This is a genomic window from Mesorhizobium sp. M1C.F.Ca.ET.210.01.1.1 (genome assembly GCF_004791585.1).
In the GTDB taxonomy this organism is placed as follows: Bacteria; Pseudomonadota; Alphaproteobacteria; order Rhizobiales; family Rhizobiaceae; genus Mesorhizobium.
The window spans coordinates 31,411-54,800 of record NZ_SRUU01000007.1; the positions used below are offsets into that span (position 1 = coordinate 31,411).

Annotated in this window: 27 protein-coding genes; 13 read left to right on the forward strand and 14 right to left on the reverse strand. The window is 63.8% G+C overall.

Features of this window, described 5'->3' with window-relative positions; genetic code table 11:
• Positions 1–76: 76 nt before the first annotated feature.
• The 3 genes from EN853_RS09830 to EN853_RS09840 are packed head-to-tail and all read left to right on the forward strand — an operon-like array spanning position 77 to position 2,618.
• Complete coding sequence (locus EN853_RS09830) at positions 77–721, forward strand: DUF1285 domain-containing protein (protein WP_127858384.1); 645 nt, start codon at positions 77–79, stop codon at positions 719–721.
• Positions 721–1,353, forward strand: a complete 633-nt coding sequence (locus tag EN853_RS09835) for a CoA pyrophosphatase (RefSeq protein WP_127858385.1) — start codon at positions 721–723, stop codon at positions 1,351–1,353. Before EN853_RS09830 ends, EN853_RS09835 begins: the two co-directional genes overlap by 1 nt.
• Complete coding sequence (locus EN853_RS09840) at positions 1,350–2,618, forward strand: CCA tRNA nucleotidyltransferase (RefSeq protein WP_127858386.1); 1,269 nt, start codon at positions 1,350–1,352, stop codon at positions 2,616–2,618. The genes EN853_RS09835 and EN853_RS09840 overlap by 4 nt, the downstream gene beginning before the upstream one ends.
• Before the next feature lie 124 nt (positions 2,619–2,742).
• On the opposite strand, the gene EN853_RS09845 is transcribed toward EN853_RS09840, so the two are convergent.
• From EN853_RS09845 to hemF, 5 genes are all read right to left on the reverse strand, one after another.
• Entirely contained in the window at positions 2,743–3,723 is a 981-nt protein-coding gene (locus EN853_RS09845; RefSeq protein WP_127858387.1) for a S8/S53 family peptidase, read from the reverse strand.
• 86 nt (positions 3,724–3,809) lie between these two features.
• Complete coding sequence (locus EN853_RS09850) at positions 3,810–4,388, reverse strand: hypothetical protein (protein WP_127858388.1); 579 nt, start codon at positions 4,386–4,388, stop codon at positions 3,810–3,812.
• Positions 4,389–4,676: 288 nt separating this feature from the next.
• Positions 4,677–4,862 (reverse strand): DUF1059 domain-containing protein, encoded by a 186-nt coding sequence (locus tag EN853_RS09855; protein ID WP_095766497.1) that lies wholly within the window; start codon positions 4,860–4,862, stop codon positions 4,677–4,679.
• Between the two features lie 335 nt (positions 4,863–5,197).
• On the reverse strand, positions 5,198–5,458 hold the full coding sequence (locus tag EN853_RS09860; RefSeq protein WP_127858389.1) for a DUF1344 domain-containing protein: 261 nt from the start codon (positions 5,456–5,458) through the stop codon (positions 5,198–5,200).
• A 237-nt stretch (positions 5,459–5,695) separates the two neighbouring features.
• Complete coding sequence (hemF, locus tag EN853_RS09865; RefSeq protein WP_127858390.1) at positions 5,696–6,610, reverse strand: oxygen-dependent coproporphyrinogen oxidase; 915 nt, start codon at positions 6,608–6,610, stop codon at positions 5,696–5,698.
• Positions 6,611–6,731: 121 nt separating this feature from the next.
• Here hemF and EN853_RS09870 point away from each other — a divergent pair, with 121 nt between their 5' ends.
• Positions 6,732–6,989, forward strand: coding sequence for a hypothetical protein (locus EN853_RS09870; RefSeq protein WP_127858391.1), 258 nt, complete (start codon positions 6,732–6,734; stop codon positions 6,987–6,989).
• 62 nt (positions 6,990–7,051) lie between these two features.
• Here the strand turns inward: EN853_RS09870 and soxR are convergent, their stop codons facing one another.
• On the reverse strand, positions 7,052–7,495 hold the full coding sequence (soxR, locus tag EN853_RS09875) for a redox-sensitive transcriptional activator SoxR (RefSeq protein WP_127858392.1): 444 nt from the start codon (positions 7,493–7,495) through the stop codon (positions 7,052–7,054).
• Positions 7,496–7,642: 147 nt separating this feature from the next.
• The gene (locus EN853_RS09880; RefSeq protein WP_127858393.1) at positions 7,643–8,101 is read right to left on the reverse strand and encodes a tRNA (cytidine(34)-2'-O)-methyltransferase; all 459 of its coding nucleotides are present in this window, start codon (positions 8,099–8,101) and stop codon (positions 7,643–7,645) included.
• A 284-nt stretch (positions 8,102–8,385) separates the two neighbouring features.
• On the opposite strand from EN853_RS09880, the gene EN853_RS09885 reads away from it, so the two are divergent.
• From EN853_RS09885 to EN853_RS09900, 4 genes are read left to right on the forward strand one after another with little or no spacing between them, the layout of a single operon-like run.
• Positions 8,386–8,946 (forward strand): hypothetical protein, encoded by a 561-nt coding sequence (locus tag EN853_RS09885; RefSeq protein ID WP_167524411.1) that lies wholly within the window; start codon positions 8,386–8,388, stop codon positions 8,944–8,946.
• A gap of 25 nt (positions 8,947–8,971) precedes the next feature.
• Positions 8,972–10,852 (forward strand): ABC transporter ATP-binding protein, encoded by a 1,881-nt coding sequence (locus tag EN853_RS09890; protein ID WP_127858395.1) that lies wholly within the window; start codon positions 8,972–8,974, stop codon positions 10,850–10,852.
• A complete protein-coding gene (locus EN853_RS09895) occupies positions 10,849–12,732 on the forward strand; it encodes an ABC transporter ATP-binding protein (RefSeq protein WP_127858396.1) in 1,884 nt (627 codons plus the stop codon). Before EN853_RS09890 ends, EN853_RS09895 begins: the two co-directional genes overlap by 4 nt.
• Positions 12,733–12,741: 9 nt before the next feature.
• Positions 12,742–13,053, forward strand: a complete 312-nt coding sequence (locus EN853_RS09900) for a DUF6665 family protein (RefSeq protein WP_127858397.1) — start codon at positions 12,742–12,744, stop codon at positions 13,051–13,053.
• Positions 13,054–13,209: 156 nt separating this feature from the next.
• Here EN853_RS09900 and EN853_RS09905 read toward each other — a convergent pair whose 3' ends face one another.
• The gene (locus EN853_RS09905; protein ID WP_127858583.1) at positions 13,210–13,554 is read right to left on the reverse strand and encodes a cupin domain-containing protein; all 345 of its coding nucleotides are present in this window, start codon (positions 13,552–13,554) and stop codon (positions 13,210–13,212) included.
• A 312-nt stretch (positions 13,555–13,866) separates the two neighbouring features.
• Here EN853_RS09905 and petA point away from each other — a divergent pair, with 312 nt between their 5' ends.
• From petA to EN853_RS09925, 4 genes are all read left to right on the forward strand, one after another.
• The gene (petA, locus tag EN853_RS09910) at positions 13,867–14,427 is read left to right on the forward strand and encodes a ubiquinol-cytochrome c reductase iron-sulfur subunit (RefSeq protein ID WP_127858398.1); all 561 of its coding nucleotides are present in this window, start codon (positions 13,867–13,869) and stop codon (positions 14,425–14,427) included.
• Between the two features lie 16 nt (positions 14,428–14,443).
• A complete protein-coding gene (locus EN853_RS09915; RefSeq protein WP_127858399.1) occupies positions 14,444–15,745 on the forward strand; it encodes a cytochrome b N-terminal domain-containing protein in 1,302 nt (433 codons plus the stop codon).
• Between the two features lie 20 nt (positions 15,746–15,765).
• Positions 15,766–16,623: a cytochrome c1 gene (locus tag EN853_RS09920; RefSeq protein ID WP_127858400.1), complete on the forward strand. Its 858-nt coding sequence runs from the start codon at positions 15,766–15,768 to the stop codon at positions 16,621–16,623.
• 96 nt (positions 16,624–16,719) lie between these two features.
• A complete protein-coding gene (locus EN853_RS09925; protein ID WP_127858401.1) occupies positions 16,720–17,265 on the forward strand; it encodes an adenine phosphoribosyltransferase in 546 nt (181 codons plus the stop codon).
• Between the two features lie 153 nt (positions 17,266–17,418).
• On the opposite strand, the gene EN853_RS09930 is transcribed toward EN853_RS09925, so the two are convergent.
• The 6 genes from EN853_RS09930 to EN853_RS09955 all read right to left on the reverse strand — a co-directional run bounded on the left by EN853_RS09930 (position 17,419) and on the right by EN853_RS09955 (position 22,210).
• Positions 17,419–17,889, reverse strand: a complete 471-nt coding sequence (locus EN853_RS09930; protein ID WP_127858402.1) for a MaoC family dehydratase — start codon at positions 17,887–17,889, stop codon at positions 17,419–17,421.
• Positions 17,886–18,347 carry a MaoC family dehydratase gene (locus EN853_RS09935; RefSeq protein ID WP_127858403.1) on the reverse strand — a complete coding sequence of 154 codons (462 nt, stop codon included), beginning with the start codon at positions 18,345–18,347 and terminating at the stop codon, positions 17,886–17,888. The genes EN853_RS09930 and EN853_RS09935 overlap by 4 nt, the downstream gene beginning before the upstream one ends.
• 114 nt (positions 18,348–18,461) lie before the next feature.
• Entirely contained in the window at positions 18,462–19,436 is a 975-nt protein-coding gene (gene corA, locus EN853_RS09940) for a magnesium/cobalt transporter CorA (protein WP_127858404.1), read from the reverse strand.
• Positions 19,437–19,612: 176 nt separating this feature from the next.
• A complete protein-coding gene (gene ychF, locus EN853_RS09945; RefSeq protein WP_127858405.1) occupies positions 19,613–20,716 on the reverse strand; it encodes a redox-regulated ATPase YchF in 1,104 nt (367 codons plus the stop codon).
• 93 nt (positions 20,717–20,809) lie between these two features.
• Positions 20,810–21,541, reverse strand: a complete 732-nt coding sequence (gene pth, locus EN853_RS09950) for an aminoacyl-tRNA hydrolase (protein ID WP_127858406.1) — start codon at positions 21,539–21,541, stop codon at positions 20,810–20,812.
• A gap of 24 nt (positions 21,542–21,565) precedes the next feature.
• Entirely contained in the window at positions 21,566–22,210 is a 645-nt protein-coding gene (locus EN853_RS09955) for a 50S ribosomal protein L25/general stress protein Ctc (protein WP_127858407.1), read from the reverse strand.
• 438 nt (positions 22,211–22,648) lie between these two features.
• Here EN853_RS09955 and EN853_RS09960 point away from each other — a divergent pair, with 438 nt between their 5' ends.
• On the forward strand, positions 22,649–23,302 hold the full coding sequence (locus EN853_RS09960; protein WP_127858408.1) for a glutathione S-transferase family protein: 654 nt from the start codon (positions 22,649–22,651) through the stop codon (positions 23,300–23,302).
• The last annotated feature ends 88 nt before the right edge of the window (positions 23,303–23,390 follow it).

The window sequence follows — 23,390 nt, forward strand, 5'->3', positions numbered from 1 at the left end:
TCGCCTGGCGCCTGCATTCGAACTTAAATCACAGACTTAGGCTGACAATCGGGACAACAGTGACTATTTCGTGACCATGATCGAGCCCACAGAACATCGTGAACAAAGCCTGGGCGAGCAGAGCCTGATTGGCGCCGCCGAGGCGCGCGGGCTGGAGGCGCTGATCTCGCGGGCGGCGCGGGCCGGCAAGGGACCGGCCCCCGTGGAGCGCTGGAATCCGGACTTCTGCGGCGACCTCGACATGGAGATCAGGGCCGACGGCACCTGGTTCTATCTCGGTACGCCGATCGGACGCATGCCGTTGGTGCAGCTTTTTTCGAGCGTCCTGCGCAAGGATGCGGACGGGAAAACCTATCTGGTGACACCGGTCGAGCGCGTCGGCATCCGCGTCGCCGATGCGGCCTTCGTCGCCGTCGAGATGAACGTGTCGGGGATGGGCGACGAGCAGGTCATCACCTTCCGCACCAATGTCGGCGACGTGGTCGCCGCCGGGCCAGGCCATCCGCTGCGTTTCGTCGACGAGGACGCGACCGGCGGCCTGAAACCCTATTTGCTGGTGCGCGGGCGGCTGGAGGCGCTTGTGGCACGGCCGGTGATGTATGAGCTGGTCGAGCACGGCGAAAAGATCGACATCGACGGCAAGGCGATGTTCGCCGTCCGCTCCGGCGGCGAGGTCTATCCGATCATGCCGGCCGAAAAGCTCGAGCGGCTGAGCGCGTGATGGATCAGGTGGCGCCGGTGCCGTTCTCGATCGCTGATTTTCGCGCCCGCGTCGCGGCGCAGACCGAGGCGCATCCTGAAGACGACTTCGGCGATCATCGCTTCAATCCCGGTCATCCCAGGCTGAAGCACATAAAGCCGCTGCGCGACGCCGCGGTGCTGATCCCGGTCATCGATCATGCCGATGGCGCAACGGTGCTGCTCACCAAGCGCGCCGAGAAGCTGCGCAGCCATTCGGGCCAGGTGGCGTTTCCAGGCGGCACCATCGACCCGACGGATCCCGGCCCCGAGGCCGCGGCGCTGCGCGAGACGTTCGAGGAGATCGGCCTCGATCGCGAACACATCGAAATCGTTGGCCGGATGCCCGACTACGTCTCCGGCAGCGGCTACCGCATCGTGCCGGTGCTTTCCGTGGTGCGGCCGGGCTTTGCGCTGACGCTTAATACCGACGAGGTCGACGCCGCCTTCGAAGTGCCGCTGCGCTTCCTGATGGACCCCATCAACCACGCGCGCGACAGCCGCATGTGGAACGACCTCGAATGGTTCTTCTACGAGATGCCCTATGGCGGCCAGCGCATCTGGGGCGTCACCGCCGGCATCATCCGCACGCTCTATGAAAGGCTCTATGCATGAGCGCGGGGATGTCTCTCTCGGGCAGGGCCGACTGGCTGGGCGAAAAGCACCTGCAGAAGCTGCTCGCCGCGCTGAAGGAGGGCGGCGAGGAGGCGCGCGTCGCCGGCGGGGCGGTGCGCAATGCGCTGATCGGCCAGCCGGTCGCCGACATCGACATCGCCACGACGACCGTGCCAGAGGAAACGATCCGCCGCACCCAGGCCGCCGGTTTCAAGACAGTGCCGACCGGCATCGAGCATGGCACGATCACGGCGATCGCCGGCGGCAAGGCCTATGAGGTCACGACGCTGAGGGCCGATATCGAGACCGACGGCCGGCGGGCGAAAGTTATCTTCGGACGCGACTGGAAGGCGGACGCCGAGCGGCGCGACTTCACCATCAACGCGCTCTATGCCGAAGCCGACGGGACGCTCGTCGACCTTGTCGGCGGCGTCGCCGATATCGAGGCGCGGCGGCTGCGCTTCATCGGCGAGCCGGAAGCGCGCATCCGCGAGGATTATCTGCGCATCCTGCGCTTCTTCCGCTTCTTCGCCTGGTATGGCGACGGCCGGCCCGACGCAGAGGGCTTGAAAGCCTGTGCCAGGCTGAAGGACGGGCTCAGCCGGCTCTCTGCCGAACGCGTCTGGTCCGAGCTGAAGAAGCTTTTTTCGGCGCCCGACCCCTCGCGCGCCCTGCTTTGGATGCGCCAGGCCGGCGTTCTCACCGCGGTGCTGCCGGAGAGCGAGAAGTGGGGCATCGACGCCATTCACGGACTGGTCAGGGCCGAAAGAGATCTCGGCTGGAGCGCCGATCCGCTGCTCAGGCTGGAGGCGATGGTTCCGCCCGATGCCGCGCGCATGAAGACGCTTGCCGAAAGGCTGAGATTTTCGAACGAGGAGGCCGACCGGCTACGGCACTGGGCGCTGGCTGCACCGCCTGAGCCCAAGACGACCGAGACGGAACTCTCGAAGAAGCTTTATTTCGGCGATCGCCAAGGCTTTCTCGACCGGCTGCGGCTCGCGCTCGCCGCCGCGCGGACACGCGCCGTCGAGGACAATCAGGCGATGATGGAAGCCGGCGGTTTCTCGCGCCTGCTGAACTTTACCTTGAGGTGGGCGAAACCCGTTTTTCCGATCAAGGGCGCCGACCTGACCGAACTCGGCGCCTCGCCCGGCCCGAAGCTTGGCGCTACCCTGAAAAATCTCGAGAAGGAATGGGTGGATTCCGGATTCATCCTGGATCGCGGCGCGCTGCTCAAACGGGCCGCGCAAGCACTCGAGGCTTAGAGCGTTTCAGCGATTCATAGAATCGCCGATCCGCTCCAAGTATTTGTTTTTACGCAGTTCCGGACGTTTCACATTTTTCCTGGAAATGCTCCAGAGCGACAGGCCGGACCGACTGGCGCGCTGGTCAATGTATCGCCACAGGGGCCAGGGCGCGCGAAAGGCTTGCCTCGCCCTTGCCGTAGACGGACGGGTCGTAGTTGACCAGCGTGTCGGTACGAGCCGTGTTGAGCAGGTCGTTGGTGATCTGAAGCGGCGTCGCCTTGGTGAATTTGCTGCCGATGATCGCGGCATATCCGGAGATGATCGGCGCGGCGAAGGACGTGCCGTAGAGACCGGTCTTATTCCCTTCGACACCGACCACCAGGAAATGGCTCTGCACGGCCGTGTTGGAACCGGCGTAGTTGGAATACCAGGCAAGCTCGGCCTTGTTGGCTGTCGTGCCGTTTGTCGACAGCGCGCCAACGAAGATGGCCGTCGGCTTTCCGATCAGGGCGAGGTCGAGATAGTCCTGCTGGCCGCCGGTGACACCGCCGACGGCGACCGCGTCGTTGCCGGCCGCTTTTGAGACTATGGCCGATCCTTTGGTGGCGTAGGAGATGATCGACGCCTCCTCCGGCGCCCAGCCGATCTGGTTCACGCTGTAGCCCGCGGCGGCATACATGCCGTAGCTGAGGTTGAGCACGTTGCGGCCGCCTGCCAGCGGGACGGCCGAGCCCGTCGAGAAATCCTTGGAGCGGATGGTCGCCGCGGGAGCGATCATGCTCGCTTCCTCGCGCGTCCATTCGCCGTGCCGCTGGTATTGCGTGCCGATGCCGAAATTGCCGGAGAAGCGCGATGAACTGCTGAAGTCGTCGACGATGGTGATGGTGAGGCCCTTGCCCTTGTAGCCCGCCGCCCAAGCTGCGCCGACGTCGGGGCTCATCCAGCTCTGCACCGCTTGTGTCGTTCGCGCAGCCGGTATCCTTGCGCTCACGCAGATGGACCCGCCGCCGTGACACAGCGCGGCCGCCTGGTCCGCATCAAGCGCTTCCTGTGCCGATGCGATGGATGCCGGCAGAAGGACAAGAGCAGCGGCAATGCCGAACTTCCAGAAATTGCGAGACATGGTCTACTCCCGGTCAAGCAGGAACGAGGACGAACGATCGCGAAGTCCGGGAGCAAGAGGACTTCTCATGCATGGCCTCCCGGCGGTCAGAAAGTTACACGGTAATTGAGCCACAGGCGCAGCCTCTCGGGTGTAGCGTTAACCAGGTATTTCAGCGTTTCCTCCGGCGCCGTTTCGCCGGCCGCGAGCCGGCAGTTGACGCTGTAGGTGCCCAGATCCCCATAGTCGGCCACGCATGGCTTCTCAGTCAGGTTGCCGCCGATGATCGAGGTCACCGACAAGGAGAGGGTGCTGTAAGGGCTCGGATGGGTCTGGGTGAGGAAGCCAAGCTTGAGGCTCGGAGCAATCCGGTATTTCTCGCCCTGTTCCCCGGTCCCCACGCCCCACAGGATGCCGCTGTTCTCAGTGATCTGGGTGAGAAAGTCGACGTGAAGGTCGATCCAGTTCGAGCGGTACCATTGATTGAACGAGACCAGGCTCCCGTCCTGCAACTCGTAGCCACCGGCAGCGAGGCTTCTCGCGCGGTCGCTGAGCCAAGACCCCTGGTGGATGTTGACGAGCGACGTCGTCATTTCCTGGGCGGTAGCCGGCGACGCGCCGAGGAATACGCTCAGCAGGAGCGCCGCCGCGCAGGAACCGCCTCGATTGTCGGACCTTTCGGGCATGCGCGAAACACCTCGCCCCACCGGATCCGGACAGCGCCTTGTGGCGAGCGCCCCCTCGGGCAACCGACTGTGGCCGGATCATGCGCGACGATCGCATGCAGACCGTTACCGAGGGGTTATCTGAGCTGGTACGAATATAAGTTTTTGCTCGAATTTGTGGGAGCAGAGGAAGTTGCCGGCGGCAGGAGCGGATCGCCGCGAATGAAGCGGGATGCCTACATCCCGCTTTCTGTCCAGTATGGTGGCCCGGTACAGCGGCCCGTGCGAACTTCGCGCCTGGCCGACGCCTTAAGCCGCGTCGCGGACCTTCTGGATGCGCGAGCGGATCGCCTCGATCATGGTCTCGCGGATGACGGTCTCGCCATGGGTCTCGCGCATGTGCTCGACGGCCCGGCGCATGACCTCCGCTTCCTCCTCGGCGCGCGTGTGCCAGTCACAGCCGGGAACCAGCGACCCGCATTGGAATTCCTTCATGGGTTTTCCTTTCCTCGACCCGGAGCGGCCGAGCCGCTCCGACTGGTTGTTCTTATGCAATTCCGCATGGAAAACCGCTGCGCACTTTTCCTGGAATTGCCCGGATGGACAACAATAACACATGCCGCCGACTTCGGTTGCATCAATAGTGGCGGAGTGCTGTCGCGGGCGGCCTGACCTGAATCTCAACACACCCTGGTGCTGAAACAGAAAGGCGGAGCAGTGACGCCCCGCCTCCCTTGCTGCCTGATCTTTGCTAACTGTCTGTTTTTACGCAATTCCGGATGGGAAGATGCTGTGCACTTTGCCAGGAATTGCTCTCGCCGGGCGGGCCGTCACTTCATTATCTTGACGGCCTCGGCGATCTTGTTCTTGCCGCTCATGTCCCAGGAAACGCGGACTTTCTCGCCCGGCTTGATGCCCGGATCCTTGAAGGCCTTGGACAGCGTGAAGGTCGATCCGTTGTCCAGAACGAGGCTCATGGCCGTTCCATCGAAGGTCTTGGCCGTGCCCGTGGTGTGCTTGACCGCGGCGAACGCGGCGCCACCGGAGGCGAGTAAGGCAGCGGCTGCTGCCGTCACAATAAGCTTGCGCATGGCATGCTCTCCTGGAATGCGGGCGCCGTAGGGGCACCCCTCTCGATCAGGCCGTCCGGTCGCGTCGGGTCGCGGCCCATCGCAGATGGACCGCCGGCGCTTCCCGACCCGGCAACGTTAAATAACTCAATTTTTTCAAAAGGATATTAGACGAAAAAGAAAACGCGCATGCCACATTGCCCGCCAAGATTCGGCGAATGGGACATCAATGCGGCCAGCTTCCCGCTCACCGGATTTTTACGGCCACTTTACCTCGGGCGGCAGGCTGGACAGGATCGAGGCGACATTGCCGCCGGTCTTCAGGCCGAAGATGGTGCCGCGATCGTGAAGCAAATTGAATTCGACGTAACGGCCACGCCGGATGAGCTGTTCGTCGCGGTCGCCGTCGGTCCAGTTCTGGTTGAAATTGCCGCGCACCAGATGGGAATAGACGACGAGGAAAGAGCGCCCAACATCCTGGACGAAATTGAAATCGGCGTCCCAGCCGCCCTTATCCTCGCCCGAATGCAGCCAGTCGAAAAAGATGCCGCCGATGCCGCGCGCTTCGTTGCGGTGCGGCAGGAAGAAGTACTCGTCGCACCACGCCCTGAATTTCGCATAGTCGGCGACCGCGGCGTTCTTCTCGCAGGCGAATTGCATGGCGCGGTGAAAGGCGAGCGTATCAGGATCGTCCTGGGTGCGGCGCCGGTCGAGCACCGGCGTCAGGTCGGCGCCGCCGCCGAACCACTGGCGTGTCGTCACGACCATGCGCGTATTCATATGCACGGCCGGCACGTTGGGGTTCCAGGGATGCGCAATCAGCGAAATGCCGCTTGCCCAGAAGCGCGGATCCTCCTCGGCGCCGGGGATCTGCTTCCTGAATTCGGGTGAGAATTCGCCATAGACAGTCGAGGTGTGCACGCCGACCTTCTCGAAGACGCGGCCGCGCATCATCGACATGGTGCCGCCGCCGCCTTTGCCCTCGTCGCGCTCCCACGGCGTCTTGTCGAAGTGGCCGGGCGACCATGAGGATAGGGGGCCCTGAAGCTCCTGCTCGATCTGCTCGAACGTGGCGCAGATGCGCTCCCGCAGCGCCTCGAACCAGAGGCGGGCCTTCATCTTCTTCTGCTCGATGTCGGCCGGCAGCCCCACGGGAAGGTCAGGTCGTTCCAATTCCGTCTCCGGTCACAGGCCCATTCGCCTGACAAATGACTCGTCTTTTCAGGGCGCGATCCCTAATCTCTTAAGAGCAAGGGTCAAGCCCCGTCTGACCAAGGCGCAAAGGAGTTCCTTCGTGCGCACCCCGGCAAGACCGCCGCTGGATGGCTTGAGGAAGAGGCTGGAGCGCTCGCGCGCCGAGCGCGAAAGGCAGCCGCGCGACGGATTCCTGCGCGAGACCTTCGTGTTGCCGCGGCCGGCCGCGCGCCTCAAAGCGAAGGAGTGGTTCGAACGCTTCCCCAAGCAGGCCTATTGGACCGAGATCGAAAGCTGGTTCGAACGGCCTGGCGACGTCATTGAGTTCACCATGCGGCGGCTGCCGGCGGCCGACTAAGGTGTGTTGATATTCAGGGGATGCCATCCTGACCTGAATCTCAGCACACCTTGGAGCGAACGTCAGGGCACCAGTAGCCGTCTCGCCCCAGTACCCTCCCGTGCCAGCCGATCTTCCTTGTTCCTCAGCGGGCACTTGTCGATCGACATGCAGCCGCAGCCGATGCAGTCGGTCAGGCCGTCGCGCAGCTTCTTCAACTGGCTGATCTTGTGGTCGAGCCCGTCGCGCCAAGCCGTTGACAGCAGGTTCCAATCCTCGCGCGTCGGCGTTCGGCCCTCGGGCAGCGACTGAAACGCCGCGGCGATCTCGGCGAGCGAGATGCCGACCTCCTGGGCGACGCGGATGATCGCCACCCGTCTCAGCACGTCGCGGCTGTAGCGCCGCTGGTTGCCGGCCGTGCGATGGCTGCGGATCAGCCCGCGTGCCTCGTAGAAGTGGAGCGCCGATACGGCCACGCCGCTGCGCATGGCCACCTGGCCGACCGTCAATTCCCGCACCGGAGCCATTCGCAGTTTCCGCTTGACCTCAAGTTAGGTTGAGCTTGTAGCGAAGAAATGCTGACAGGGCAAATGCAGGAGACGGCGATGTGCGCCTGGGTGAAAATGACGGCAGAAGCGGAGGTGATCATCGATGGCGAGCAGAGGCTGAGGATCTTATCCGAGCTGGCGGAGCGCTTCGCCGGCGACCATCGCGACGGACAGCGCGACATTGATGCTGCGCGCACCCGGCCGCATCGGGATGGTCAGTCGCGCCTCCGCCGCCTGGTGAACCTCTTGCGGCACGCCGGCGGATTCGCGGCCGAACAGAAGGATGTCGCCGTCGGCGAAAGCGAAATCGGTGTAGGCGGTTTCGGCCTTGGTGGTGAGCAGCACCAGGCGGCGCGCATTTGTCCTGCGCCATTCCTCGAAGGCGTGCCAGTCGGCGTGGCGGGAAAGCGCCGCCATTTCGAGATAGTCCATGCCGGCCCGCTTCAGCGCCCGGTCGGAGAGCGGGAAGCCGGCCGGTTCGATGATGTCGACGCCAAGATCAAGGCAGGCGGCGAAGCGCAGGATTGTCCCGGTGTTGCCGGCGATATCCGGCTGGAAGAGCGCGATGCGGAGACGATCGTTCATTTCCGCATCCTTCTAATAAGTGGCAGATCGGCCACAGGCGTCTCCAGCTTTTGGCGATTTCTGGACTGGCGGGTGGCCATTTTCTGCGAAGTCGAGTATATGCCCATCATCGTCAACCCAAACCGAAGGAGGGGGACCACATGATGACCATGCACTTCCAGTTCCTCTCCCGGGCTCACCTATGCCCAACGGCGGTTTCGGTACGACGATTCTTCTGACACTTTAAGACCTCATCGCACCGATTCCCGCCGAACCCAGTTTTCGGCTGACGAAGGAATCTCGCGATGTTTTTCAAACTGCCAAAGGGGCCAGGCGCCCCCGTTGAACGTGTCCGAGCTGACGCTTGCCGTCATGCACTGACCGACGCGTTTCGTGCCTCCGGCCGAATGCCGGAGGTCGAGTCCGTATCACCCTTTTTAACGCATTTGCACATGGAGGATGGACCGATGTTCGATCCCTGTAAGATACCGGGTTCAAGAAGCCTGCACGAGCGCAAGATGGCGACGTGGGCGCTGCTGATCGGCGAGACCTATTCATCGGCGGTGCACTCTGAGACGCGCCGGCGTCCGCATCGCGGCATGCTGCCGGACGTTGATTTCTCGCGCGCGGTGCCCGATCCCGGCCGGCCGTCGCTGGTGCGCCGGATCATCCGCATGATCCGGCCGGGCGAGAAAGGCCGGGCAGGTCCCAGCCTGACGTCAGGATCCTCGGCGGAGCCTGTCGGCGAAAAGCCCGAGACACCCTATATTGCGCGAAGCAGGGCCGGCGATGCGGATGATTCCGTATCGCCGGCCCGCGGCGCAGCGCGGCCGAAAGGCCTTGGTTATCAATCCCGCGCCGCGTGAGCGCATAGACAGTCGAGTGCCTGGAATGTTCCGCTGGTTTGAAAACAAGCTCGATCCGTTTCCCGCCGCGGAGCCGGTCGAGCCGCCGAAGACGCTGGTTGCGTTTTGCGTGCATTATACGCGGGGCGCCTGGCCCTACATCATGCTGGACGCGGTTCTGGTGATGGCGATCGCCCTTGCCGAAGTTTGGATGTTCGGTTTCATGGGCCGCATCGTCGACTGGCTGTCGGCGCAGAACCGGGAAACCTTCCTGCAAACCGAGAGCTGGAAGCTGGCCGGCATGGCCTTCATCGTGCTGTTTGCGCTGCCGGGCACGGTCTGGGTGCGTTCGTTGTTCAACCAGCAGACGCTGATGGGCAACTATCCCATGCGCATCCGCTGGCAGGTGCATCGCTACCTGCTCAAGCAATCGATGACTTTCTACCAGGACGAATTCGCCGGCCGCATCGCCACCAAGCTGATGCAGACGGCACTCGCCGTGCGCGACTGCGTCATGAAGGTGATCGACGTCCTCAACTACGTGATCGTCTACTTCCTTGGCATGCTGTTCATCGTCGGCTCGGCGGACTTGCGGCTGGCCGCACCCTTGGGCGTATGGCTGATCGGCTATATCGCGCTGCTGCGCTATTTTATTCCGCGGCTCGGCAAGGTCGGCGAGGAACAGGCCAATGCGCGTTCGACCATGACCGGTCGCGTCGTCGACAGCTATGCCAACATCCAGACGGTGAAGCTGTTTTCCCACGCGCGCCGCGAGGCGGCCTTCGCCAGGGAGGGCATGGCGGGCTTCCTCGATACGGTCTACCGCTCGATGCGCCTGGTGACCGTGCTCTACGGCCTCCTCTACATCCTGAACGCGCTGTTGCTGTTCTCCGTCACCGCGCTGTCGCTGTGGCTGTGGCTCGCCGATGCGGTGACGATCGGCGCCGTCGCCGTGGTCATCGGCCTGGTACTCAGGATGTGGGGCATGTCGCAGTGGATCATGTGGGAGATGTCGGGCCTGTTCGAGAACATCGGCACGGTGCAGGACGGCATCCAGTCGATCTCGCTGCCGCGGCTGGTCGAGGATCGCCCGGGCGCCAAGGACATCGCCATCTCCCAGGGCGAGATCCGCTTCGAGGACATCCGCTTCCACTACGGCAAGCAGAGCGGCGTCATCGAAAACCTCTCGCTTGTCGTAAAGCCGGGCGAAAAGGTCGGCATCGTCGGCCGCTCCGGCGCCGGCAAGTCGACGCTGGTCAACCTGTTGCTGCGCTTCTACGACTTGGAAAGCGGCAGGATCCTCATCGATGGCCAGGAGATCGCCGGCGTGGCGCAGGATTCGCTGCGCGCTCAGATCGGCATGGTGACGCAGGACACCTCCCTGCTGCACCGGTCGGTGCGCGACAACATCCTCTACGGCCGGCCCGACGCGACCGACGAGATGCTGATCGAGGCGGCGCGGCGGGCGGAGGCGCTCGATTTCATCGGCGGGCTTTCGGACCACAACGGCCGCAAGGAATTCGACGCCCATGTCGGCGACCGGGGCGTCAAGCTGTCCGGCGGCCAGCGGCAGCGCATCGCCATTGCCCGCGTCATGCTGAAGGACGCGCCGATCCTCATCCTCGACGAGGCCACCTCGGCGCTCGATTCGGAGGCGGAGGCGGCGATCCAGGAGAACCTCTACAAGCTGATGCAAGGCAAGACCGTGATCGCGATCGCGCACCGGCTGTCGACCATCGCCGCGATGGACCGGCTCGTCGTCATGGACAAGGGCCGTGTCATCGAGGAAGGGTCGCACGAGGAGCTCGTCGGCAAAGGGGGGCTCTATGCTCAGCTCTGGCAGCGCCAGTCGGGCGGGTTTCTGCTCGACGACGTTCCGGCCGAGGCCGCCAACGATGCGATTGCCAAGGGCGAAGCCGCGGAATGATGAAGGCCATCTATCGCTGGTTCGAGCACTGGGTCTACCCGTTCCGCGAGCCCGCGACGCTTCGGCCACCCGCCAGCGTCGGCGGCTTTCTCTGGCACTATGTCGGGCAGGCGAAGCTCGCCTTCTTCGCCATGCTGATCATTGGCGGCATCGCGCCGCTGGTCGAGGCCGGGCTGTTCTATTTCGTCGGACGGCTGGTCGATATCCTCGACCAGCTTCCCGGCGAGCGCAGCTGGCACGCGTTGTGGACCGCCGCCGGGCCCGAGCTTCTGTTCATGGGCGCGGTGGTGCTGATCATCCGCACGGTGGTGGTCGGCCTGTCGGCACTGGTCGACGAGCAGACGATCACGCCGGGCTTCTACAATCTGGTGCGCTGGCAGGCGCACCGGCATGTCTCGCGCCAATCCTACGCCTTCTTCCAGAACGATTTCGCCGGCCGCATCTCCACCAAAGTCTGGCAGGCGGGGCAGGCGACGGGCGACCTGATGGAAAGCTTCATCGAGGTCGTCTGGTTCATGATCGTCTATACGGTGACCACGCTGGCGCTGGTCGCGGGGCTCGACCTGCGGCTGGCGGTGCTGGTGGTGATCTGGATCACCGCCTTCGGCTGGCTGGCCAGGCTCTATCTGCCGACGATCCGCAAGCATGCCGAGGCGACCGCCGAGGCCGGCTCGATGATCACCGGGCGTATCGTCGATTCCTATTCCAATGTGCAGACGCTGAAGCTGTTCGCGGCCGACGGCGACGATCGTTACATCCGCAACGGCTTCGACATCTATCTCGATGCGCTGCGGCCGTTCACGCGCCGGCTGACCGGCGTGCGCATGGCGCTGACGACGCTCTCGGGCATCATGATCACAGCGATCGCCGCCTTTGCCATCTACCTCTGGGTCGAAGGCTCGATCACCGTCGGCGCCGTCGCCTTCACGCTTTCGCTGGTACTGAGGCTCAATATGCTGCTGGGACGGCTGATGGTGCAGCTCAACAGCATCCTCAGAAACCTCGGCGTGCTCGAGAATTCCAAGGCGCTGATCTCACAGCCACTTGGGTTGGTTGATGCGCCGGACGCCAAGGAACTGGTGGTCGCGAGCGGCCGCATCGACCTCAGGAAGGTCACCTTCCACTACGGCAAGGGGGCGGGGGTTCTCGACGGCATCGACCTCGTCGTGCGGCCGGGCGAGAAGGTCGGGCTGGTCGGCCCGTCGGGCGCCGGCAAGACGACGCTCGCGAATCTCATCCTGCGCCTCTACGATCTCGAGGGCGGCAAGATCCTGATCGACGGCCAGGACATTGCGCAAGTGACGCAGAATTCGCTGCGCGGCAACATCGGCGTGGTCAGCCAGGACACGGCGCTGTTCCACCGCTCACTGCGCGACAACATCAAGCTCGGCATGCCTGATGCGTCCGACGCTGAAGTGATCGCCGCGGCGCGCAAAGCCGAGGCGCACGACTTTATCATGAGCCTGCGCGACAACCGCGAGCGCGTCGGCTACGAGGCCTATGTCGGCGAGCGCGGCGTCAAGCTCTCCGGCGGGCAGCGCCAGCGGGTGGCGATCGCCCGACTCTTCCTGAAAGACGCGCCGATCCTGATCCTCGACGAGGCGACCTCGGCGCTCGATTCCGACATCGAGGCGGCCATCCAGGAGAATCTGGCGAGGCTGATGGAAGACAAGACGGTCATTGCCATCGCCCACCGGCTGTCGACGATTGCCGCGCTCGACCGGCTGGTCGTGCTCGACGGCGGACGCATCGTCGAAGAGGGCACGCATGACGAGCTGGTCGCGCTCGACGGTCTCTATGCGCGGCTCTGGAAACGCCAGTCCGGCGGCTTCCTGTTCAACGAGGAAAGCGTGCTGGAAGAGACGCGGCCGGCGGAGTAGAACACAGCCATGTCGGTCAGAATGCCCAGCAATTTCGGACGAAGCGGCGCCCAGGAAAGCGCGCTCGACCTGCTCGGTCACGAAATCCTGGCCGAGAAGGCGGCGGCGCTCGGTCGCGCCGGGCAGCGCGTCGAGGAGACGCTGTCAAAGCTGCGCGAAGACGGCGAGGGCGAGCATCGCAACCGGCTGCTCAAGGAGGCCGCGGCGGCCGTCCACGCCTATTTCATCCAGCGCGAGCTCTGCGGCTTTCGCAAGCACGATGCGGTGATCCGCGAATACGATATCCCGAGGGCGGTGCTGGTCAGGCTCGGCGCGAGCTAGAGCGGTTCGGCGATTCATAGAATCGCCGAACCGCTCTAAATATTTGTTTTTACGCAATTCCGGACGGAAAACCGTTACACACTTTTCCTGGCTAGGCAGTTCCAGAAAATGCGCAGCGGGTTCCGTCTGGAATTCAGCAAGACAGGCGGCAGGCGCCTATTCCAGCCATTCGGTGATGAAGCTGCCGTTCTCGTGGATGTCCGTGGTCTCGAGCGGGCCAGGGCCGAGATTGGTGAATTTGTGCGGCGTGCCGGCCGGCACGATGAGGATTTGGCCGGCCGAAGCCTCGATCTCCTGGTCGCCGACCGCGAACAAGGCGGTGCCGGAGCGGATGATGAAGATCTCCGCATAGGGGTGCTTATGCAGCCGCGGGCCGCCGCCAGCGTCCGGCAAATAGTTGAAGATCAGGCAGCTTTTCGAGCCGAAGGCGCCGCATTGCAGCTCGCCTTGCCAGCGGTCGGGCGCCTCCGCCCATCCATCACGCTCGATGACATGCGCCATGGCTGGAGAATAGACCGTCCCAGCGACCGCTGTCGAGGCGAAGAGGCACACGATTTCGTCGCCGATTCCCAGGAGTTTCAACGCATCCGGCGGCCTGCCGGCTGGCTGCTCGCCGGGGCCGCGTGACGCAGCCGCGACAATCTGCCCATGTGCCTTCACCCGTCTGGACAAAAACGGGCTTCACGCATAAACCGAACTCCAAATGCCGGAGGAATTCGCTAGCCTGTTCGCCATGCGCTGTCGGGCCGGCGCGATTGAGCGGGGACAAGGCTCGGCCGCCGGCACGCAAAGAGGCGAAAGGATCAGGCACCCGTGAGCGCAACCGACATCCACGATCCCAACCGTCGCGATTTTCTCTACATTGCCACCGGCATGGCCGGCGTGGTCGGCGCGGGCGCCGTCGCCTGGCCGTTCATCGACCAGATGCAGCCGGATGCCTCGACGTTGGCGTTGGCTTCGGTCGAGGTCGATGTCTCCTCGCTGCAGCCCGGCAGCTCGCTGATCGTGAAGTGGCGCGGCAAGCCGGTCGTGGTGCGCAACCGCACCGAGAAAGAGATGAAGGACGGCGAGGGGGTCAACCTCAATGACCTCAAGGATCCGATCGCCCGCAACGCCAACCTGCCGGCCGACGCGCCGGCGACCGACGCCAACCGCACCACTCCCGGCAAGGAAGCCTGGATGGTGATGGTGCAGGTCTGCACCCATCTGGGCTGTATCCCGCTCGGCCAGGAAGGTGATTTCGGCGGCTGGTTCTGCCCGTGCCACGGCTCGCAGTACGACACAGCTGGCCGCATCCGCAAAGGCCCGGCGCCCGAGAACATGGCGATCCCGGTATTCAAATTCATTTCCGATACCAAGATCCTTATCGGCTGAGGCAGGGGATATTTCGATGAGCGAGGGACACTCCACCTACACGCCGAAGACCGGCATCGGACGCTGGTTCGACGCCCGCATGCCGCTGCCCAGGCTGGTCTATGACAGCTTTGTCGCCTATCCGGTGCCGCGCAACCTCAACTACATGTGGACGTTCGGCGGCATCCTGTCGATCATGCTGGCCTCGCAGATCCTGACCGGCATCGTGCTCGCCATGCACTACACGTCGGACACCACTCTCGCCTTCGATTCGGTCGAGAAGATCATGCGCGACGTGAATTCGGGGTGGCTGTTGCGCTATCTCCATTCCAACGGCGCCTCCTTCTTCTTCGTCGCCGTCTACATCCACATCTTCCGCGGCCTTTTCTACGGCTCCTACAAGGCGCCGCGTGAGCTCTTGTGGATCCTCGGCTGCATCATCTACCTGCTGATGATGGCGACCGGCTTCATGGGCTACGTGCTGCCCTGGGGACAGATGAGCTTCTGGGGCGCCACCGTCATCACCGGCTTCTTCAGCGCCATTCCGCTGGTCGGCAACTGGATCCAGGAGCTGCTGCTCGGCGGTTTCGCCGTCGACAACCCGACGCTGAACCGCTTCTTCGCGCTGCATTACCTGTTGCCGTTCATGATTGCAGGCGTCGTCGTGCTGCACATCTGGGCGCTGCATGTCGTCGGCCAGTCGAACCCGACCGGCATCGAGGTCAAGTCGAAGACCGACACGGTCGCCTTCACGCCCTATGCGACCATCAAGGACGCGTTCGGCATGATCGTGTTCCTGATCTTCTTCGCCTATTTCGTCTTCTACCTGCCGAACTATCTCGGCCACCCGGACAACTACACGGTCGCCAACCCGCTGAAGACGCCGGCCCACATCGTTCCGGAATGGTACTTCCTGCCGTTCTACGCGATCCTGCGCGCCATCACCTTCAACATCGGGCCGATCAACTCCAAGCTCGGCGGCGTGCTGTGCATGTTCGGCGCAATCGCCATGCTGTTCCTGGTGCCTTGGCTCGACACCTCCAAGGTGCGCTCGGCGGTCTACCGGCCCTGGTACAAGCTGTTCTTCTGGCTGTTCGTGGCCGACGCCATCCTGCTTGGATGGCTGGGCTCGCAGCCGGCCGAAGGCAGCTACGTGTTCATGGCGCAGATGGCGACGCTGTTCTACTTCGCCTTCTTCCTGGTGGTCATGCCGGTGCTCGGCCTGATCGAGACGCCGCGCAGGCTGCCGAACTCGATCACCGAAGCGGTGCTGGAAAAGAACAAGGGCGGCAGCGGACATCCTGCGCGCGCTGCGGCCGCGCCGGAAACCAAGGGCTGAGAATCTAAGGGGATTTGGGTATGAAAAAGATTCTCACCTCGCTGGCGCTGCTCGGCCTGGTGGTCGCGGGAACCGCGGCCATCGCGGCCGAAGAGGAACACAACGCGGCCGCGCCGACGCATTTCCCGATCAATGAGCCGAAGGAAATGAGCTGGAGCTTCGCCGGCCCGTTCGGCACCTACGACAAGGCGCAGCTGCAGCGCGGCCTGAAAGTGTACAAGGAAGTCTGCTCGGCCTGCCACTCGATGAACCTGGTGGCGTTCCGCACGCTGGAAGGCCTCGGCTATTCGGAAGGGCAGGTGAAGACGCTGGCTGCCGAATACACCATCCATGACGGCCCGAACGATGCCGGCGACATGTTCGACCGTCCCGGCAAGCCGTCGGATCATTTCCCGGCGCCGTTCCCGAACGAGCAGGCTGCTGCTGCCGCCAATGGCGGCGCCGCGCCGCCCGACATGTCGCTGCTCGCCAAGGCGCGCGGCGTCGAGCGCGGCTTCCCGCGCTTCGTCTTCGACATCTTCACCCAGTACGCCCAGGGCGGCCCGGACTACATCCACTCGCTCTTGACCGGCTACGACCAGACGCCGCCGGCCGGCATGGTGATCCCGGAAGGCACGCACTACAATCCGTACTTCCTGTCCGGCGTGTCGCTGAAGATGCCGAAGCCGCTCTCGGACGGCCAGGTGACCTATGACGACGGCTCGCCGCAGACGGTGGACCAGTATGCCCGCGACGTTTCGGCCTTCCTGATGTGGGCCGCCGAGCCGCATCTCGAGGACCGCAAGAAGACCGGTTTCCGCGTGCTGGTGTTCCTGCTGCTCTTTGGCGCCCTGGTCTACATGACCAAGCGCAAGGTGTGGGCCGAGGTGGCGCACTGAGCTGCCCTTGGCCGGAAAAATGCGAGGGCGCCGAACGGCGCCCTTTTCTTTTCTGCCGCTTGCCGGCAAAACTGTGCGGCAATGGATCAACCGACCATGAAATCTTCCCTCGAAGAGACGCTGCTTTCGGCCATCCGCACGATCCCGGACTACCCGAAACCCGGCATCCTGTTCCGCGACATCACCACGCTGCTTGGCGATGCGCGCGCTTTCCGCCGTGCCATCGACGAGCTGGTGCATCCCTATGCCGGGCTCAAGGTCGACAAGATTGCCGGCATCGAGGCGCGCGGCTTCATCCTGGGCGGCGCCGTGGCGCACCAGCTCTCGGCAGGCTTCGTGCCGATCCGCAAGAAGGGCAAGCTGCCTTACGAAACGGTGCGCGTCGCCTACAGCCTGGAATACGGGCTGGACGAGATGGAGATGCACAAGGACGGTGTTTTAGAGGGCGAGAAGGTGATCCTGGTCGACGACCTGATTGCCACCGGCGGCACGGCGGAAGCGGCGGTGAAGCTGCTTAGGCAGATCGGCGCCGACATCGTCGCCGCCTGCTTCGTCATCGACCTGCCGGATCTCGGCGGACGCCAGAGACTGGAAGCGCTCGGCGTGCCGGTCAGGACGCTGATCGGGTTCGAGGGGCATTAGCTCTTCCCCTTCTCCCCTTGTGGGAGAAGGTGTCGCCGAAGGCGACGGACGAGGGGTGCTCCAGGAAAAACCAGCGTCTTCGCTTGAACACCCCTCATCCGTCTCGGCGCGTCGCACCGATCCACCTTCTCCCACATGGGGAGAAGGGAAGGGCTACTCCACCTTCACCAGCACGGCGCTGTCGAACTCGATGACCTTGTCGCCGGTCGAATCGAAAGCCTCACAGCGCAGCGTCAGCAGATGCCAGCCGCGACGAGCGGCAAGCGGGCGATGGGCGAGCGCGTTGCGCATGAAGGTCACGGTCTCGCCGGCATAGACCGGCTTCAGCCATTTGAGGTTCTTGAAGCCGGGTGACGGCCCAAATTCCGGCTGCGGACCGGGGCCCGTCCAGCGCACGCCCTCGGTCTCCATGCGCTTTTCGAGGTTGTATTTCATCCAGGTGGCGGCGGTGTGCCAGCCGGAGGCGCAGAGCCCGCCAAGCACGCTCTTCTTGGCCGCCTCCTCGTCGACATGGAAGATTTGCGGATCGTATTTCCTGGCGAACGCCTTGATCTCGTCCGCTTCGAACTTGTGCGAGCCGAGCGTGACGGTTTCGCCGATGAGGAAGTACTCGTCGAGGGTCACGCGGCGGCCTCCCGGGTCAGGAACATGCCGGTGTTCTCGAGCTCGAAGACGCATTCGCCGCGCTGGTTGAACAATTCGCTGCGCATGCTGACCAAGCCGAGCTGGGACCTCGATTTGGACTGGCGCTTGGAAAGCACGGTGACTGTGCCGGTAAGCCGATCGCCGGCCAGAACCGGCTTCTTCCATTTTACATGCTCGATGCCGGGCGAGCCTTGCGAGGTCGAATCGAGCAGGAAGGCGTCGCACAGCATACGCATGAACATCGCGCAGGTGTGCCAGCCCGAAGCCGAAAGGCCACCCAGGATGCTCGCCTTGCCGGCCTCCTCGTCGAGATGCATCGGCTGCGCATCGAACTCGCTGGCGAATTCGATGATCTCGGCCGCGCTTACAGATTTGCTGCCGAGGTCGAGCGAGGCGCCCTCGACGAAATCCTCGTAGGCCCAGGTCTTTCCGGTCATGTCGGCAATCCGGTTGGCGAATGCGTGAAACCTAAGGTTGGGCACCCCGGATGACGGCCCAAGGCAATTTGGTCAAGTCCTTTCTGGTAAGCCAGCTGTCGCCGACCGATAGTGTCAGAGCCAGCCGCGGCGGCGAAAATACCAGAAGGGCAGGATCGCCGAGACCACCATCAGGCCGATGGCGAAGGGATAGCCGAACTCCCATTTGAGCTCGGGGATGACGTCGAAGTTCATGCCGTAGATCGAGGCGACCAGCGTCGGCGGCAGGAAGATGACGGCGGCGACCGAGAAGATCTTGATGATGGCGTTCTGCTCGATCGAGATCATGCCGAGCGTGGCATCGAGCAGGAAGGAGATCTTCTGCGACAGGAAGGTGGCGTGGTCGGCGAGCGACAGCACGTCGCGCGACAGCGTCTTGATGCGGGCCCGCACATCCTTGCTCATCTTGGTCTGGGCCGCGACATGGGCGAGAAAGCCGGCCAGGCGCTGCAGCGAGATCAGGCTGTCGCGGACGGAGGATGCGAGGTCCTCCTTGCGGCCGATGCCTTTCAAGAGCTCCTGGAAATCGCGGTTGCGCTTCGAGGCCTTGGTCGAGCGCGCCTCGAAGATGTCGCGCGAGATCGCTTCCACATCGCGCCCGGCGCGCTCCAGGATGTCGGCGAGCCGGTCGACGATCGCCTCCAGGAGGCCAATCAGGATGGTGTCGCCGCTGGTGCAGCCGGTCGCCACCTTCTCGGCGCGCAGCGGGAAGGTCTTGAAGGCCTTGGGCTCGTGGTAGCGGATGGTGATCAGCCTCTTGCCGGCGAGCGCGAAAGTCACCGGCGACATCAGCGGGTCGTCGGCCTCGGTCTGGGCCGGCAGCACGGCAGTCATGAAGTAGCCGCCGTCCTCGACATAGAGGCGGCTGGAAATCTCGATCTCTTCCATCTCCTCGCGCGTCGGGATGGCGATGCCCAGCCAGCTCTCGATGCGGGCCTCTTCCTCCTTGGTGGGGTTGAAGAGGTCGGCCCAGACCACCCTGTCGCCTTCCGCCGCGAGATCGTCGGTGGGGCGCAGGCGATCATTGTCCACGACGAAGGCCTTGATCATCGCCGGGTCTCCCTTGCTGGAGCAAAGAGATTTCGTTCGAAGCGTCATCCAGAACTGCGTGGGCCTTGTGGAGCCCACGAGCACCGGCCGCTTAGCCCCGCAGCATCACGAGGTCAAGACAGGCACCGACCTCCGGCCGGGAGACCGGCAGTTACGCTGGACAAAACAAGGCAATGTCAGGTGTTGAACTTGAACAGCATGATGTCGCCGTCCTGGACGACATACTCCTTGCCTTCATCGCGCGCCTTGCCGGCTTCCTTGGCCGCCACTTCACCGCCCAGCGTGACGAAGTCGTTGTAGGAGATCGTCTGGGCGCGGATGAAGCCGCGCTCGAAGTCGGTGTGAATGACGCCGGCGGCTTGCGGTGCCTTGTCGCCTTTGTGGATCGTCCAGGCGCGCGTCTCCTTCGGCCCGACGGTGAAATAGGTAATGAGGTGCAGCAGTTCGTAGCCGGCGCGGATCACCTTGTTGAGGCCCGGCTCGTCGAGACCAAGCGAGGCAAGGAATTCCATTTCCTCCTCGTCGGAGAGCTGAGCGACTTCCGCCTCGATCGCGGCGGAGATCACCACCGTGCCGGCGCCTTGTGCGGCCGCCATTGTCTCCACCGCCCTGGTGTGCTCGTTGCCGGTGGCGGCGTCGGCCTCGGCGACGTTGCAGACGTAGAGAACGGGATGCGACGTCAACAGGTTCAGCCCCTGCAGGATGCGCAGGTCCTCCGGCGCGATGCCCTTGAGCAGGAAGCGCGTCGGCTTGCCGGCCTGCAGCAATTCGAGCGCCGCCTCCATCATCGGCAGCACGGCCATCGCTTCCTTGTCCTTGCCGGCGGCGCGCTTGCGGATCTGGACGATGCGGCGCTCGAGGCTATCGAGGTCGGCGAGCATCAGCTCCGTCTCGACCGTCTCGGCATCGGCGACCGGATCGATGCGGCCCTCGACATGGGTGATGTCGTCATCCTCGAAGCAGCGCAGCACATGGACGATGGCGTCGACCTCGCGGATGTTGGCGAGGAACTGGTTGCCCAGACCTTCGCCCTTGGAGGCGCCGCGCACCAGGCCAGCGATATCGACGAAGGAGATGCGGGTCGGGATGATCTCCTTCGACTTGCCGATGGCGGCGATCTTCTGCAGGCGCGGATCGGGCACCGCCACCTCGCCGGTGTTCGGCTCGATGGTGCAGAAAGGATAATTGGCGGCCTGCGCGGCGGCCGTTCTGGTCAAGGCGTTGAACAGCGTCGACTTGCCGACGTTGGGCAAGCCAACGATGCCACATTTGAAACCCATTTTATCCGGTCCTATCGGGAATTCGAAATTTGGTGAGGGCTATGGGCGAAAGCGCGGACGATCGTCAAGCCCTCGGCGGGATCGTTTCGAGGCTCAGTCTTTTCCGAAGAGCTTCTTCAGCATCGCGGCCATCGGGCCGCTTTCGGGGACCTTCGGCGCCGGCTGCTGCGGACGCGCCTGGCGGATGTGGCTCTGCTGTTTCGGCTGCTTCGGCGCCTTGGGCGGCGGCCGGTCGTCATCGCCGGTCGGCACGAGCTTTTCGCGCAGGGTGAGCGTGATGCGGTTCATGAAGGAATTGTCGTCGCCCTTGGCCAGCAGGCCTGCGTCATCGGCGATCGCGTCGAGCAACGCGTCCAGCCATTCACGGTCGGCCTTGGCGAAGTCGCCCAGCACGTGGCCGTGCACCATCTCCTTGACGCCCGGATGGCCGACGCCGATGCGTACGCGGCGATAGGCATTGCCGACATGCTGGTCGAGCGAGCGGATACCGTTGTGGCCGCCTGAACCGCCGCCAACCTTGACCCGGACCTTGCCGGCCGCAAGGTCGATCTCGTCATAGAAGACGGTGAGGGCCGATGGTTCGAGCTTGTAAAAGCGCAACGCTTCGCCGACCGACTGTCCGGACAGGTTCATGAAGGTCTGCGGCTTGATCAGCAGGACCTTCTCGCCGCCGAGCGTGCCTTCGGAAATCAGCCCCTGGAACTTCTTTGACCAGGGCGAAAAGGAATGGCGGCGGGCAATCGCGTCCGCCGCCATGAAGCCGACATTGTGCCGGTTGTTCTCATATTTCGCGCCCGGATTGCCGAGGCCTGCAAAGACAAGCATCGTCGCCTCCGGGCGCGGAAGAGATTACTTCTCTTCGGCCGCGGGAGCCGCTGCTTCGGGCTCCGCCGCCTCGGTGGTCTCGGCCGCCTCCGGCTTCATCGCCGAGGAGCCGGCAATGGTCGCGATGGTGAAGTCGCGATCGGAGATCACCGGCTTGACGCCGGCCGGCAGGACCACCGCCGAGATGTGGATCGAATCGCCGATGTCGGTGCCGGCGAGATCGACGGTGATGAATTCCGGGATCGCATTGGCCGGGCAGTGGAACTCGACTTCGTGGCGAACGATGTTGAGCACGCCGCCGCGCTTGATGCCGGGCGACTTGTCCTCGTTGATGAAGTGGACGGGCACGTCGACGTTCACCTCGGTGTCCTTGCCGATGCGCAGGAAGTCGACATGGACCGGGAAGTCCTTGACCGGGTCGAGCTGGAAGTCCTTCGGCAGGACCTGGATCTTCTTGCCTTCGACATCGATCGTGGCGACCGTGGTCAGGAACCCGCCGCCGTGGATCTTGTAGAAGACGTCCTTGTAGTTGAGCGCAATCGCCAGGGGAGGCTGCTTGTCGCCATAAATAACTGCAGGCACTTTACCGTTGCGACGAACTGCACGGGCGGACCCCTTACCGACCTGTTCGCGCGCTTCGGCCTTGAGCTCGTAAGTATCGTGGCTCATGGCATTTCCTTTCGCGTGTTATGGAGCGTTTGCGGCGGGCAAGCCCGTCCGTAAACGTCGAAAGCCGTCACGGCCTTGCAGGGTCGGTCCAAACGCCTTTGGCTGTCCAAACGCTTTTGGGGATCATGCAGGCCCGGCCGGCCTTCCTCCGCGTTGCCTCCAAGGGTGTCTACGCGGGTGGCGGCTCTATAGCGGAAGGCGGGCGAGGGCGCAAGCCGTTGAGCTGGAAGCCTTGGCCTGGGTTTCAGTAAGATATCCGGCCTGTCTGCGCAATGTGGTCAACGCTTCCTCCTGGCGCTCCACCCTGCCTCGAGCGGCGCCTCCCGATTGGTTGTGATCGGGCGAGTTGCGCCAAGCCTCATTTACTTTCGCGATGTAGCATCCGGCGGTTTTCAATCGTCCTATGGATCGACTCTCGAAGGACCTTTGGAGCCCGACATGAAACTTCTGTTCAGCCGCAATCCCAATCCTCGCCTCGCCGTCGCGGTGGCGCGTCACCTCAAAGCGGAGATCGCATTTGAATTCGCATCGCCCATGGCGCCGGGGCAGGCCGAACGCTATCGCGCGCTCAACCCCAATTTGACATTGCCTATACTGGCCGGCTCGGGATGGAGCCTGTGGGAAGCCGACGCCATTGCCTGCCGGCTATCGCGCGACGTTGGCTCGGATTTCTGGCGCAGCGGGGACGACGAGCCGGACATGATCCGCTGGCTGAGCTGGGCCAAGGAGCGGTTCGCCTTCGCTTGCGACATGGTGCACTTCGAGCGCGGGACCAAGCAGCGCTATGGGCTGGGTCCGATCAATCAGGCGCTGGTCGAGGAGGGGCTGAAGCAGTTCCATGCGGCAGCGACAGTCCTCGAGCCCGAGCTTTCCGGGCGCGAGTGGCTGGTCGGCAATTCCGTCTCCTACGCCGATTTCCGCATGGCGACGTTCCTGCCCTTCAACGATGCCGCCGGATTGCCGCTCGACGATTACCCGTCGATCCGCCGCTGGTATCGCCGGCTGGAGGCGATCGACGCCTGGCGCGACCCGTTCCAGGGTCTGGAGGCGCCACCACTGCCGCCGGCCAACAGCGAAGCCCTGCCGGACTGAGCACGGATCGGAACGGATTCTCGCGCAGGGCGGGCGCCGCGGAGGCCCGCCGATCCTAGGCGGAAACGGCCGATACCGCGCCGTCCCG

Coding starts and splice junctions, on each gene's coding strand:
- EN853_RS09955 (WP_127858407.1), bottom strand. CDS start 22,210: ATGAGCCACGATACTTACGAGCTCAAGGCCGAAGCGCGCGAACAGGTC.
- EN853_RS09895 (WP_127858396.1), top strand. CDS start 10,849: ATGATGAAGGCCATCTATCGCTGGTTCGAGCACTGGGTCTACCCGTTC.
- EN853_RS09830 (WP_127858384.1), top strand. CDS start 77: ATGATCGAGCCCACAGAACATCGTGAACAAAGCCTGGGCGAGCAGAGC.
- EN853_RS09960 (WP_127858408.1), top strand. CDS start 22,649: ATGAAACTTCTGTTCAGCCGCAATCCCAATCCTCGCCTCGCCGTCGCG.
- EN853_RS09880 (WP_127858393.1), bottom strand. CDS start 8,101: ATGAACGATCGTCTCCGCATCGCGCTCTTCCAGCCGGATATCGCCGGC.
- EN853_RS09840 (WP_127858386.1), top strand. CDS start 1,350: ATGAGCGCGGGGATGTCTCTCTCGGGCAGGGCCGACTGGCTGGGCGAA.
- EN853_RS09885 (WP_167524411.1), top strand. CDS start 8,386: ATGTTTTTCAAACTGCCAAAGGGGCCAGGCGCCCCCGTTGAACGTGTC.
- EN853_RS09915 (WP_127858399.1), top strand. CDS start 14,444: ATGAGCGAGGGACACTCCACCTACACGCCGAAGACCGGCATCGGACGC.
- EN853_RS09850 (WP_127858388.1), bottom strand. CDS start 4,388: ATGCCCGAAAGGTCCGACAATCGAGGCGGTTCCTGCGCGGCGGCGCTC.
- EN853_RS09890 (WP_127858395.1), top strand. CDS start 8,972: ATGTTCCGCTGGTTTGAAAACAAGCTCGATCCGTTTCCCGCCGCGGAG.
- soxR (WP_127858392.1), bottom strand. CDS start 7,495: ATGGCTCCGGTGCGGGAATTGACGGTCGGCCAGGTGGCCATGCGCAGC.
- EN853_RS09925 (WP_127858401.1), top strand. CDS start 16,720: ATGAAATCTTCCCTCGAAGAGACGCTGCTTTCGGCCATCCGCACGATC.
- EN853_RS09860 (WP_127858389.1), bottom strand. CDS start 5,458: ATGCGCAAGCTTATTGTGACGGCAGCAGCCGCTGCCTTACTCGCCTCC.
- pth (WP_127858406.1), bottom strand. CDS start 21,541: ATGCTTGTCTTTGCAGGCCTCGGCAATCCGGGCGCGAAATATGAGAAC.
- EN853_RS09855 (WP_095766497.1), bottom strand. CDS start 4,862: ATGAAGGAATTCCAATGCGGGTCGCTGGTTCCCGGCTGTGACTGGCAC.
- ychF (WP_127858405.1), bottom strand. CDS start 20,716: ATGGGTTTCAAATGTGGCATCGTTGGCTTGCCCAACGTCGGCAAGTCG.
- EN853_RS09920 (WP_127858400.1), top strand. CDS start 15,766: ATGAAAAAGATTCTCACCTCGCTGGCGCTGCTCGGCCTGGTGGTCGCG.
- EN853_RS09905 (WP_127858583.1), bottom strand. CDS start 13,554: ATGGCGCATGTCATCGAGCGTGATGGATGGGCGGAGGCGCCCGACCGC.
- EN853_RS09900 (WP_127858397.1), top strand. CDS start 12,742: ATGTCGGTCAGAATGCCCAGCAATTTCGGACGAAGCGGCGCCCAGGAA.
- EN853_RS09835 (WP_127858385.1), top strand. CDS start 721: ATGGATCAGGTGGCGCCGGTGCCGTTCTCGATCGCTGATTTTCGCGCC.
- EN853_RS09935 (WP_127858403.1), bottom strand. CDS start 18,347: ATGACCGGAAAGACCTGGGCCTACGAGGATTTCGTCGAGGGCGCCTCG.
- EN853_RS09845 (WP_127858387.1), bottom strand. CDS start 3,723: ATGTCTCGCAATTTCTGGAAGTTCGGCATTGCCGCTGCTCTTGTCCTT.
- corA (WP_127858404.1), bottom strand. CDS start 19,436: ATGATCAAGGCCTTCGTCGTGGACAATGATCGCCTGCGCCCCACCGAC.